At 50.9% G+C, this 12,299-nt stretch carries 14 protein-coding genes and 1 pseudogene; 2 read left to right on the plus strand and 13 right to left on the minus strand.

Annotated features, from left to right (window positions below):
• Nucleotides 1-182 precede the first annotated feature (182 nt).
• Nucleotides 183-302, plus strand: a pseudogene (locus tag QZ506_RS00510) (IS1 family transposase); the annotation flags it as partial.
• 94 nt (nt 303-396) lie between these two features.
• Here the strand turns inward: QZ506_RS00510 and fliR are convergent.
• From fliR to fliF, 13 genes are all read right to left on the minus strand, one after another.
• Entirely contained in the window at nt 397-1,185 is a 789-nt protein-coding gene (gene fliR, locus QZ506_RS00515; protein WP_291968309.1) for a flagellar biosynthetic protein FliR, read from the minus strand.
• A 2-nt stretch (nt 1,186-1,187) separates the two neighbouring features.
• Nucleotides 1,188-1,457 carry a flagellar biosynthesis protein FliQ gene (gene fliQ / locus QZ506_RS00520; RefSeq protein WP_291968310.1) on the minus strand — a complete coding sequence of 90 codons (270 nt, stop codon included), beginning with the start codon at nt 1,455-1,457 and terminating at the stop codon, nt 1,188-1,190.
• Between the two features lie 19 nt (nt 1,458-1,476).
• Nucleotides 1,477-2,217 (minus strand): flagellar type III secretion system pore protein FliP, encoded by a 741-nt coding sequence (gene fliP, locus QZ506_RS00525; RefSeq protein ID WP_291968321.1) that lies wholly within the window; start codon nt 2,215-2,217, stop codon nt 1,477-1,479.
• A 29-nt stretch (nt 2,218-2,246) separates the two neighbouring features.
• On the minus strand, nt 2,247-2,675 hold the full coding sequence (gene fliO, locus QZ506_RS00530; RefSeq protein ID WP_291968311.1) for a flagellar biosynthetic protein FliO: 429 nt from the start codon (nt 2,673-2,675) through the stop codon (nt 2,247-2,249).
• Nucleotides 2,675-3,085, minus strand: coding sequence for a flagellar motor switch protein FliN (fliN, locus tag QZ506_RS00535; protein WP_291968312.1), 411 nt, complete (start codon nt 3,083-3,085; stop codon nt 2,675-2,677). Before fliN ends, fliO begins: the two co-directional genes overlap by 1 nt.
• Nucleotides 3,078-4,091, minus strand: a complete 1,014-nt coding sequence (gene fliM / locus QZ506_RS00540) for a flagellar motor switch protein FliM (protein WP_291968313.1) — start codon at nt 4,089-4,091, stop codon at nt 3,078-3,080. Before fliM ends, fliN begins: the two co-directional genes overlap by 8 nt.
• 5 nt (nt 4,092-4,096) lie before the next feature.
• Nucleotides 4,097-4,576 carry a flagellar basal body-associated protein FliL gene (fliL, locus tag QZ506_RS00545; protein ID WP_291968322.1) on the minus strand — a complete coding sequence of 160 codons (480 nt, stop codon included), beginning with the start codon at nt 4,574-4,576 and terminating at the stop codon, nt 4,097-4,099.
• 155 nt (nt 4,577-4,731) lie between these two features.
• A complete protein-coding gene (locus tag QZ506_RS00550) occupies nt 4,732-6,069 on the minus strand; it encodes a flagellar hook-length control protein FliK (RefSeq protein ID WP_291968314.1) in 1,338 nt (445 codons plus the stop codon).
• On the minus strand, nt 6,066-6,512 hold the full coding sequence (fliJ, locus tag QZ506_RS00555; RefSeq protein ID WP_291968315.1) for a flagellar export protein FliJ: 447 nt from the start codon (nt 6,510-6,512) through the stop codon (nt 6,066-6,068). Before fliJ ends, QZ506_RS00550 begins: the two co-directional genes overlap by 4 nt.
• A gap of 8 nt (nt 6,513-6,520) precedes the next feature.
• Nucleotides 6,521-7,891, minus strand: a complete 1,371-nt coding sequence (fliI, locus tag QZ506_RS00560; RefSeq protein WP_291968316.1) for a flagellar protein export ATPase FliI — start codon at nt 7,889-7,891, stop codon at nt 6,521-6,523.
• Nucleotides 7,891-8,604, minus strand: coding sequence for a flagellar assembly protein FliH (fliH, locus tag QZ506_RS00565; RefSeq protein ID WP_291968317.1), 714 nt, complete (start codon nt 8,602-8,604; stop codon nt 7,891-7,893). The genes fliI and fliH overlap by 1 nt, the downstream gene beginning before the upstream one ends.
• Nucleotides 8,597-9,589, minus strand: a complete 993-nt coding sequence (fliG, locus tag QZ506_RS00570) for a flagellar motor switch protein FliG (protein ID WP_291968318.1) — start codon at nt 9,587-9,589, stop codon at nt 8,597-8,599. Before fliG ends, fliH begins: the two co-directional genes overlap by 8 nt.
• A complete protein-coding gene (gene fliF / locus QZ506_RS00575) occupies nt 9,586-11,322 on the minus strand; it encodes a flagellar basal-body MS-ring/collar protein FliF (protein ID WP_291968319.1) in 1,737 nt (578 codons plus the stop codon). Before fliF ends, fliG begins: the two co-directional genes overlap by 4 nt.
• Nucleotides 11,323-11,651: 329 nt before the next feature.
• Between fliF and fliE the strand changes: the two genes are divergently transcribed.
• Nucleotides 11,652-11,966 (plus strand): flagellar hook-basal body complex protein FliE, encoded by a 315-nt coding sequence (fliE, locus tag QZ506_RS00580; RefSeq protein WP_291968320.1) that lies wholly within the window; start codon nt 11,652-11,654, stop codon nt 11,964-11,966.
• The last annotated feature ends 333 nt before the right edge of the window (nt 11,967-12,299 follow it).

Here is a 12,299-nt window from a genome sequence, read left to right on the forward strand (position 1 = left end):
CTTTTGATACGTTACCGAGTTCTTCGGCGAGATTGAGCAGGCCGGCTTTGTGTTTGATAATGGGATTGTTAGTATGAAGCATGAGAGTTACCTCGCGTTTTGTTTAAGGATTAGGCACCCATATCAAAACCGGTAACCCTCAACCTTTCAAGGTCAAGTGTCAGATCTAGTCGCGACTAATACATCTGACACTGCGTAACCGATTGCGACGGCTCAATCGCAAGACGCTCGGATATTCAAAATCATCCGAAATGCACGATAGGATCATCGGTACTTACATAGAACGCGAGTACTACGTTTGATGCTACATCAACTCATTGAATAAACGATCATTTTTTGCACCGAATCCTCCCGACAATAATTTTCTATCTTAGCGTCGAATTGACTGGGATAGCCTCAGGGCTTGATGGCAAGCAGCGTCAGCACATCGGCGAGGATATCGAATACCTCACCAAAAAGATGTTCGGCAAAGGGAGCCAACAGAAAGAGCAGCATACCAACCGTCATGATACCGATAGTCAACGTAAGCGGAAAGCCAATCACAAAAACGGTAAGCTGCGGCGCAACGCGATTCAGTAACCCTAAAGCAATATTGAGTGCCAGCAACAGCGTAATCAAAGGCAGCGCGAGCATCACACCGTTAATGAATATCAAATTTCCTGCACGCGCCAGGCCCAAAAATCCATCACTACTCAGTGGTGCGGGGCTAATAGGCAGCGTATGAAAGCTATCGGCGATCAGCGATATCATCCATAAATGACCATTGAAAGCCATAAACAACAACATGGCCATGATATTCAGAAAACGCGCAAGTACTTGCATGTTGGGTCCACCCGTGGGATCAAAAAAGGTGGCAAATGCCAATCCCATCTGCATACCGATGAGTTCGCCCGACAGCCTGACCGCAGCAAAGGCCAGTTGCATAGTAAACCCGAGAGCGGCACCAATAAGCAGTTGCTGGAGAATAATCCAGATACCGGCTGCAGAAAATAAGGGTGTTGTGTTGATGGGCAAATAAGGCGCAACAAGCATAGTAATGACAATTCCCAGACAGATTTTAACCCGAGCTGGAACAGCGCGTTCATTGAAAACTGGGCAGGTGGTAGTTAAAGCAAGGATGCGAATCAGAGGCAGTAGGAACTGATTGACCCAGATGTCCCATTGTGTGCTATCGAGCGTCAGCATGGCTAGCAAATGATTGTCGGCAACTGACCGAACAACGTGCGCATATAATCGAGCATCAGGCTTAGCATCCAAGGCCCTGCGATCACCAGCGTGAAAAACACGGTTAATATTTTGGGAATGAAGGAGAGCGTCATTTCGTTGATCTGGGTTGCAGCCTGTAACAGACTGATAATCAAGCCGCTGAACAGCGCTGATAGCAGAGGCGGGGCTGCGAGCGCCAGTGCGACCTTCATTGCTTCATAGCATAAAGCCATTACGGATTCTGGCGTCATCGGGCGACCTTAGTAGGAATTAACTGTAAAAACTTTGCGCGAGTGAACCGAGCAACAATTGCCATCCGTCGACCAGTACAAACAGCATAAGCTTGAACGGTAACGAAATGGTGGCCGGCGGCACCATCATCATACCGAGCGCCATCAACACACTGGCAACCACAAGGTCGATAATCAAAAAAGGAATAAAAATAGTAAAGCCAATCTGGAAGGCGGTTTTCAATTCACTGGTGACAAACGCAGGTATCAGGACGCGCATCGGAACAGCCTCTGGCCCCTGGATTTCCCCCATCTGTGCCAGACGCGTAAACAATGCCAGGTCGGCTTGTCGTGTCTGGCGCAGCATGAATTCGCGTAAAGGCTGAGCACCGCGCTCAATGGCCGTTTGCATGCTGATTTGATCCTGACTGAACGGCACATAGGCCTCATCGTAAACCCGGTTCAGAACCGGAGACATGATGAAAAAAGTCAGAAACAGCGTCAAACCCAACAGAACCTGGTTGGGGGGTGCGGTCGGTGTGCCTAATGCGTTACGTAATAGGCCCAAGACAATGATGATACGCGTAAAACAGGTCATCATCAGCATGGTTGCCGGAATAAACGTCAATGACGTCAGGAACACCAGCGTTTGAACCGGTAAGGTCCAATTCTGACCGCCATTGGCGAGGGGCTGGCTGATAATTCCGGGCAACTGTGCCCAGACAGTGGGTGTAAAGAGCAGCAGAACGGCGGCAAGTGCCGGCAGTCCGCGCTTCAGCATTGAAAACGATGGAATATGAAGACGCACTTTCATTCCGATTTTTCCGGACGTTTGATGACTTTGTGTAATAATTGCCGGAAATTGGCAGGTATGGCCATCTCGCCAGCAGGCGCGTCGTCCATTTCTTGAGCGGGCAGCGTGTGCAACGGCGTAATCTGTTGTGCCGTTACACCCAGTACCAGCCAGGTATCCTCAATTTCGACCACCACAACGCGTTCGCGTTGCCCGACCTGGCAGCTTGAAACTACCTTGACCAGATTATTTTGTCTGACAGGGGGGGTTAACCCGAGCTTACGCACCACCCAGGCAATCGCCAGAATGAGCATCAAAACACCAACCAGCACAGTGCCTACCTGAGTAAGCAGCGTACTGGCGGGGAAGGGGGCGGTGGTAACCTGCGTCGTGGCCTGAGAGACCGGTGCCGACGGCGCAGGAGCAAGAAGTTGGGTATCGGCCATTATCGACTCAAACGACGCATCCGCTCAGAAGGCGTAATAATATCGGTAATACGTACGCCATATTTATCCAATACCACTACGACTTCACCCTGAGCAATCAGATAGCCGTTGATCAGAATATCCAAGGGTTCACCCGCTAACCCATCTAACGCCACCACGGAACCCTGCGTTAAGCGCAGCAGTTCTTTGATGGTCATCTTGGTGCGGCCGAGTTCAACGGTCAGCTTTACCGGAATATCGAGGATAAGGTCAATATCCTGCAAACTGCTGGGTGCATCGGAAGGATCCAGACTTTTGAAGATATTGTCCGTTGCGCTTGGTTTTTCTGCGGCTTGTTGCTCGTTAAACGCATCAGCCCACAGATCGTCCACGGATTCCTTGTCGTCGGACGGTTGCTTGGTGTCACTCATTGGGCTGTTCCTCATTATTTAGAGAATTCAAAATAGGGTTAATCAAATGTTCGACGCTTAATGCATATTGCCCATTCAGCGTGCCGTATTGACTGGTCAGTACCGGAACGCCATCAACGTGTGCAATGATGCGATCGGGCTTATCAATAGGCAATACATCACCCGGCTGAAGTTTTAATACTTTGGAAAGCCGCAGCGGTATATCAACAAAATTGGCCACTAACTCCAATTCAGAATGTTGCACTTGCTTGGCTAACGTTTCGCGCCAATTCTTATCTTCCTGGCGGGAGTTTTCCAAGGGGGGATTGGTCAGCACTTCGCGCAAGGGTTCAATCATCGAGAAGGGGATGCAAATGCTGAACTCACCCAACAGCGTACCAATTTCAACATGAAAAGGCGTAGTCACCACAATATCGTTCGGTGATGTCGTGATGTTGGTGAATTTTACCTGCATCTCAGAACGCACATACTCGATGTCGAGTTTGTAGATGGCATTCCAAGCTTCGCCATAGGCGTCAAGTGCCAAACGCAACATGCGTTTTACGATACGCTGCTCGGTGTTAGTGAACTCGCGTCCTTCCACTTTGGTAGGAAAGCGTCCATCACCGCCGAACAGGTTGTCTACCGCAATGAACACCAGACTTGGCGAAAACACAAACAACGCCGAACCACGCAACGGTTTCAGGTGAACTAGGTTAAGGTTCGACGGCACCGGCAGATTGTGCGCAAACTCATGGTAAGGCTGTATTTTAATTGCACCAACGGTGATGTCCGGGCTACGTCGTAGCAGGTTGAACAACCCAATACGGAATTGACGTGCAAAGCGCTCATTGATGATCTCCAGCGCTTGCATACGTTCACGAACAACACGTCGCTGCGTATTGGGATCATAATGCTTGACATCGCCGTCCGATTTCGCGGCGGCGTTGGCACTGCTGGCATCATCACTGCTGCCGCCGCTGAGCAATGCGTCAATTTCTGCTTGAGAGAGAATGCTATCGCCCATAAGAATTACCGCAAAATAAAGGCAGTGAATAACACGTCAGTAACGACCTGATTCGGCTGTCCGGGGACAAGTGGGGGGCTAAGCACCTGCTTGATTTGTTCAATCAGCTTCTGCTTACCCTGCTCATTTGCCAAGGAGATGGCATCCTGACGCGACAACAGCAATAACAAGCTGCTACGCACCTCAGGGAGGTAATTCGTCAAACGTGTTCTGGTTTCTTCGTCGGACAGACGTAATGTGAAACCGACATAAAGTACCCGATCAGGGTTATTGTCTGCATTGACCAAATTGACAGTGAACGTGTCCAACGGCATAAATACGGGCGCTGGAGGCGGTGGCGCCACTTGCTGCTCAGCGGAAGAGGACCTGTGGTACAAGATCCACCATACTACGCCCGCAGCTCCTGTTGCCGCCAGCGCAATGATAATAAGCAGTATCACCCAGATAGATCGCTTACGCCGTGAACCAGCTTGCATGTCAGACATAGCCAAAAATAATTCCTGTTATTAATCAATATCTAATGCCAATATGGAGCAGCACTAAATGAATATATGATGTTAATGATTATCCGGTCTATTCGTCCATTCAATACAAGGAATAAACCAGAAAAATCGCGCTAACTTGTTCGTTTACCTAATGTTTATGCAAAAATATCGACACCGCTCACTGGTCTTGCGCGGACTGTGCTTGACATATCAATCTCGCTTGCTTCATCGCCATAGGGCGCGGAAGACGCAAATTGCTGTCGATAAGATGCGTTGTTATCACCGGTATCGTTGTTATTACTCGCCATTTGCTGTTGGGCTTGCTGCCAACCGCTATTATCACTCGCTACGCTGCTTTGGCCGAGGTTGATACCGCTTTCTGCCATGGCTGTACGCAAGTGAGGTAACGCAGCCTCAAGGGCACTACGCACCTGACTGTTTGCCGATGCTAAATGGATTTGTGCCTGATTATCATCCAGTCGCAGCGAAATATGCAATGTGCCCAGCTCTTCAGGGTGCAAGCGTAATTGTACGCTTTGCTGCCCGTTGCGGCTGAGCATGATGATTTGCTGACCAAGAGAGTCCTGCCACTGGGTTGTGCCTAATAGCGCATTTAACTGCGCGCTCGCACCCGGTTGTGCAATGTTGTTCGTCATTGAAGTCTGTGCATTGGGTGCCAGACTCACCGGAGTCGTATGTGCGGTCAACGGCATTTGGCTGCCATTGCTATCCTGTTTGGCTACATCGGCGATGGTGTGGGCTACAACTGCCGATTTATCCTGCATGGCACTGCTGTCATCAACCTGTGCCTGGACGCGCGCCGCATCGTTTGATGTTGCACGGCTGTTCTTGGCATTGGATGCGGCTGTTGACAGCGTATCACTCCCGCTAGTCAGCGCATCGCGCGCGGCGAGTGTACCAAACAAGGATGCAGACGCGCTTGCGCTATCAGCGGTATTTAGCTGTGCTGACTGATTCAAACCAGGTATTGACAGCGACTGTGCTGCCTGAAGCAAAGACGACATCTCGCCACTTTGCGGCGCAGCGGCAGTTACTGCTGGCGATAACATCGCCAGCAGCGCTTGCACTGCCTGGGTGTCGGTTAATGAAGCCTCGTCGTTACCCTTCTCAAGGGGGGTGTCTTTGCCTTGAGCAAAAGACTTGCGCAATGACGTCAACAATTCTGACAACGTTTTGTCATCCAGATTGTCTTGCCCGTTAACGGCGTTGAGCAGGGTATTCAGATCCTGCTGGCTTAAATCAATATCTTGTGCTGTCAAAGCACCCAACAGTTTTTGCTTGCTGTCTTTTCCGCTCAGCGTCGCTGTGTTTTCAGATGGCACGGCGGTGGTGGTCGCTTTATTTGGCAGGTGCAGAGATAACAGTTGAACGAAATCCTGAGGCAATTGATCCGTTGTAGGCAACCCCGAAGCGGATCCTGCGGTGTCACTGACCCCGGTGCTTGCTGTTGTGGTAACGATTGGCAGCATCATAAATCTGTTTTCCTCAGAGAGGCCCGTTGGGCAAATTCATCCATCCGTTTTTGATCGAGGCGGTTCTCGTGTGCGAGCTGCCTGATATATTCTCTTTCTTGTAGCGTCTCGAACGCATTGAGGCGCTTTTGCTTTTCCTGCCAGTTTTTCATCGCCAGATACAGGCGTGAATTCCAGTGTTGCAGTTGTTTATGATGCTGATCAATAGCGACGTCCAGCGTTTGAATAAATTGCTGGAAATTCTGCCAACTGGTGTTGGCCATGCCCTCAGACATCGTCACTTGTAACCTACCGCGATAATCTTCCTGATAGTTTAACAGCATATTCAGTTGTTGTTCAGCTTGTTGATAGGCTTTACGCACTTGTCCCAATTGTGTCGCTGCTTTTTCGACCTCTTTTTGGGCTAATTCACGTAGTGTAACCAGCGGTGACTGCGTTTTCATCTGTCCTCCTACTCGCTACGGGGAAAAATGACGTTTAAAGCCTGACAAGAGGCTTCATAACCACTGCGTTCAAACATGCCTTGCTGCAAAAAATCCTGAAGCTGTGGGTAGAGGCGAATAGCCTGGTCAAGCGTCGGATCGCTGCCCGGCGCGTAAGCCCCTACGTTTATTAAATCCCGGTTACGTTGGTAACTGGAGAGTAATTGCTTAAACAATCTTACCGAGGCGTAGTGCTTTTCATCAATTAGCGCGGTCATGGCGCGGCTGATTGACGCTTCAATATCAATGGCAGGATAGTGACCGGATTCGGCCAACTGGCGCGACAGAACAATATGTCCATCCAGAATAGCACGCGCGGAGTCCGCAATCGGGTCCTGCTGGTCATCACCTTCGGTCAGCACCGTATAGAACGCGGTAATAGACCCGCCGCCGTGAATACCATTGCCCGCACGTTCAACCAGCGCAGGGAGCTTGGCGAACACTGACGGTGGATAGCCTTTGGTGGCCGGTGGCTCACCGATAGCCAACGCAATTTCACGCTGCGCCATGGCATAACGCGTTAGAGAATCCATGATCAGCAATACGTGCTGACCGCGATCGCGAAAATCGTCAGCAATACGCGTTGCATAAGCGGCTCCCTGCATACGCAGCAGGGGAGAGACGTCCGCCGGCGCAGCGATGACCACTGAACGCGCTCGCCCTTCGTCACCCAGTATGTTTTCAATAAAATCTTTCACTTCGCGACCGCGTTCGCCGATCAATCCGACGACGATAACGTCTGCTTTGGTATAGCGTGCCATCATACCCAGCAGCACGCTTTTACCGACACCGGAACCGGCAAACAAGCCCATACGTTGGCCACGGCCCACGGTTAACAGTGCGTTGATGGCGCGTACGCCCACATCCAGAACATCTTCAATCGGTGTACGCTGGAGTGGGTTAAAAGGCGCGGTCATCAGCGGTGCGCGATAGCCGGTTTCCGGGGGCAGTAGACCATCAAGCGGTTTAGCGCTGCCATCAAGCACGCGACCAAGCAACTCCGGCCCTAAAGGCAATTGCTTCCCTTGCACCACACCCTGCGTCGTGGCACGGGCATAGACTCTCGCACCAGGCGTGATGCCTTCCATTTCTTCCAGTGGCATCAGGAACAGGCTCTGACCGTTAAAGCCAACTACCTCGCACTCAACTTCATCTGTTTTAGTGCCCATGTGGCGTTCAATCAGGCAGGTAGCGCCCAATGGCATTTGTAGTCCTGTCGCTTCCAGCACCAACCCGGTCGCACGCTTTAAGCGCCCGTAACGACGCACGGACGGTGTCTCTTTGATGCGCTTTTCGAAAGCGTCCAATTCGGCAAACCAACGTGCGAGGTGATGGGTCATCATAACTCTCCCGGCGCGGCCAATCGGCATAGCTCATGCCAGCGCGTGGCGAGGCTGGCATCGAGATCGCCTTCCTCTGCGCTCACTTTACATCCGCCTGGATGCAGTTGACCGTCGGCTAACAATCGCCAGCCGTGCTGTTCCAGTGTGGGTCCAAGCGCTGCTTCTACGCGCTCGAGATCGCTGGGGTTGACCCGTAATTGCGCTTTCCCACTGAACAACGGCTCTTGCTGGATCAACTGTTGAATCTGATGCTGCAACGCGGTGCCATCGCACAGCGATGCCTGACCAATAATCTGTTTTGCAACGGTCAGGGCTAATTGCGTCAGGCGCGCTGGAATAGCGCTGTCCATAGCATCCAATGTCTGCTGGAATGAACTCACCAACTGCTGCATATGCTCAATCATAGGCTGCTGTTGCAGCAATGCATCTTTCGTACCTTGTTGCGTACCAGCAGTCAGCCCTTCCTGATACCCTGCGTCATAGCCTTGTTGGCGTCCTTCGGCAAAACCTGCTTCACGCGCCTGCCACATGGTCTGCTCACGCATACTTTCCAGTTCCGCCTCAAACGAGCGGAATTGATCCACCGACTCTGGGGCTGCTGCTTCCTGCTCGACAACGTCGATTTCCGGTTCAGGCTCGGCATCAAACGTGGATGCCAAATCTTTCAGCTTCCAAGGCTTCCAAGCCATGTTTTCAGCGGCATCAGACATAAGCATCCTTTCCGCCACCGATGATCATCTCGCCGCTGTCGGCCAGACGACGCACAATAAGCAGGATGGCTTTCTGCTCGTTTTCCACTTGAGACATGCGAACCGGACCGCGAGTCGAGAGATCGTCGCGCAGAATTTCTGCCGCACGCTGCGACATATTGCGCAGGAACTTCTCGCGCAACGGCTCGTCGGAGCCTTTCAGTGCCAACAGCAGCGATTCGGATTCCACTTCCTGCAACAGGCGTTGGATACTGCGATCGTCCACATCGATAAGGTTTTCGAACAGGAACATTTCGTCGATGATTTTTTGTGCCAGTTCGCCATCGAACTCGCGCACAGCATCGATAACCGCCTCTTCCTGCTGGCTCTTCATCAGGTTGATAATCTCGGCCGCAGTACGAACACCACCCATTTTGCTGCGTTTCACGTTCTGACCATCCAGCAAGCCATTCAACACTTCGGTCAGTTCTGCCAACGCTGAAGGTTGAACGCCGCCGAAGGTGGCAATACGTAGCATGACATCGTTACGCAACCGCTCATCAAACAGTGCCAGAATATCCGCAGCCTGCGCCCGTTTTAAATGCACCAGGATGGTTGCAATGATTTGTGGGTGCTCGTCGCGAATAATATCTGCGGCAGTTTGCGGCTCCATAAAGTTGAGGGTTTCGATACCGCCGCTCGTTTCGCGGTTTTCAAGGATATCCTCCAACAGGCTGGATGCGCGCTCTTCGCCCAGCGCTTTCACCAGCACCGAGCGCAGATAATCACCGGCATTGACGCTCAATGCGGCGTATTGTTCTGCTTCCATCTCGAACTCTTTGAGTACTTCTGCCAATTGTTGCGGCGAGACTTGGCGCAGATTCGCCATTGCCGCACTCAAATGCTGCACTTCACGCGTTGAGAGGTGGGTAAATACCTCTGCTGCGAGATCTTCACCCACGGTCATCAACAAGATGGCGCTCTTTTCTGTACCTGTCATACTCATAGTTCAGTACTCATCCATTGGCGAATCACCAGGGCGACGACGCGCGGATCGTTTTCTGCCAGATCGCGTACACGCTGGCTTTGCAACTCGGTGTTGATGCGCTGTTGTGAGCGACGTTGCAGTTCTTCTTCGTCTTTGCTCAGCTTGACGATGACATCGTTAGAATTGTCGCGCATTTGTGCCGCTGCATTAGCCGCAGCCAGCTGTTCCTCACGTTTCTTGAATTGCGGTCTTACCAGCTTACGCCAAACGATCCAAGCGACAATAAGAACCAGAAGCCACCGTCCGACTTCAACCATCAGCTCGAAGAAGGCCTGTTTCTGCCAGAAGGGGAGTTCGCTGGCAGCATCACTGGTAGACATAAACGGTGTGTTGACAACGTTTAATGAGTCACCACGCTCTGTTGAAAAACCCATGGCTTCGCGCACAACGGTGTCAATTTGCTTTATCTGCTCTTCCGACAAGGCGATAGGCTTACCGTCTTCCCCTAGTGGCAGATAGTTGACTATAACGGCAACAGAAAGACGCTTAATGCCTCCGGTGCTGTGTTTGGTATGCAGAATGGTCTTATCAACTTCGTAGTTTGTTGTTGCATCATTACGTGAGTTTAACGTTTGTATAACCGCATTACCTTGCGCGCCCGTCGCTGCTTTTTGATTCTGCTGGTTGGCCTGCTGCGGGTTCTGGTTATTGTTTTGATTTTGGTTCGCGTTGTTAGCATTAGCGGCGTTATTTTCCGGTGTTGCTATAGGCGCTGTGGGTGCCGGTGCCGGCTGGTTAGATAATGCACCAGGGACGCGGCCCACGTTGGGCCCACCACGCTGCTCACTTTGACTGGTTTGTTGTGAGCGAATAGCGGCTTGATTTGGTGCAGAGTTGGGCTGGTATTGTTCATCAGTTTGTTCACGTGCGGAAAAGTCGACCTGTGCTGTCACTTGCGCATGCACGTTTCCGCCGCCGACAATCGGGGCAACAATGGCTTCAATGCGGCGCTGATACATAGACTCGATTTCTGTCATATATTTCAGCTGTGTCGCATTTATATCGCGTCCAGCGGCACCTGCGTAGGTGAGCAGGCGGCCCATCTGGTCTACAACGGTGACGTTATCGGGGGGCAAGCCGGACACGCTGCTTGAAATCATGTAGACGATGGAGTTGATTTGCCCTTCATCCAAAGCACGGCCAAGTTGTAAGTTTAACGTTACGGACGCAGAAGGTGCCTTTTGTTCGCGAACAAACAGTGAGGGCTTAGGTATCGCCAGATGCACTCGTGCTGTTTGCACGGGGCCGAGCGTTTCAATGGTCCGTGACAGTTCGCCTTCTAGCGCCCGCTGATAGTTGATCTGCTCGCTAAATTGGCTGATACCAAACTTTTCCTGATCAAGCAATTCAAAACCAACCGCCCCGCCTTTGGGAAGCCCCAGTTGAGCCAGGCGTAAACGTGTTTCATACACATTTGTTGAAGGGATCAGGATTGCACTGCCACCTTCAGCAAATCGATAAGGGATATTCATTTTTGTCAGTTCGCTGACAATGGCTCCACCATCACGGTCATTGACATTATTGTAGAGCACCCGGTAATCAGGGCCTTTTGCCCATAGTACCATAGCGACAACAATTGCAATTGCAGCGGCCGCCGCAACTAATAGGGGAATTTTAGGATTGGCGCGCAAGCGGTTGAGTATCTCGCCAAACCCTTTTCCACCGGAAATAAAACCGGTTGCGGCGTTCATACTCGTTCTCTGCTTGGTTGTTGAGCGATAAAATTAACGTTGGTACGTAACAAAACAGCACTCCCTGATTGCGCAATCGTTAATACATGCACCTACTTTTGTCAGCATAGTATTATTTTCCGTAACGGCAAAAACGATGCTCCGATAAGGTGGCATTTTCCCCGTCTTTTGCGCCTTTTAGGATAAGACTGATATGGTAGTTTAGTGCACTGTGTTAGCTGGGTGATTTATGTGCGATGGAAGAGTGGGGCAGTAAGCCCCTTTTCGCAAAATCATTTGCGAAAGATGGTGCTGTTGTGGGGCATTCCTGTAGGAAAAGGTGAGAGACAATGTCAGTTCAAGGTATTGAGAGCGTAGTGCAGCAATTGCAGGCTACCGCGTTACAAGCGGGGAACAATCCTGGCGTTAAATCGACTATCGAACCTGGTTTTGCGAGTGAGCTAAAGTCTGCATTGGATAACATTAGTGGCACTCAACAAGCCGCACGTGAGCAAGCGCAAAAGTTCACCTTGGGTACACCGGGCGTTGAATTGAATGATGTGATGGTGGATTTACAGAAATCCTCAATCAATATGCAAATGGGTATCCAGGTACGTAACAAGCTGGTTGCTGCTTATCAGGAAATGATGAGCCTTTCCGTCTGAGCCGGTATCTGGCGAAATCGAGTTGGTGGGCTTCAGTGTAAAAAAACCATTCCGACGACGTCAGAATGGTTTTTTATTGCATGCGAGCCTGTTTAAGATTTTGTGTAAATGCCTTTCCTCAGAAGTGACCGTCAAGGCGGTCACCGAACTCGATAATAAAGCGACTCATTGCCATACGCCAGTCCTGTAAGGTGTATTAGTTGCGACTAGATCTGACACTGGACCTTGAAAGGTTGAGAGTTACCGGTTTTGATATGGGTGTCTAATCCTTAAACAAAACGCGAGGTAACTCTCATGCTTCATACTAACAATCCCATTATCAAACACAAAGCC

Source organism: Candidatus Symbiopectobacterium sp. (assembly GCF_020054415.1).
Classification (GTDB): Bacteria; Pseudomonadota; Gammaproteobacteria; order Enterobacterales; family Enterobacteriaceae; genus Symbiopectobacterium.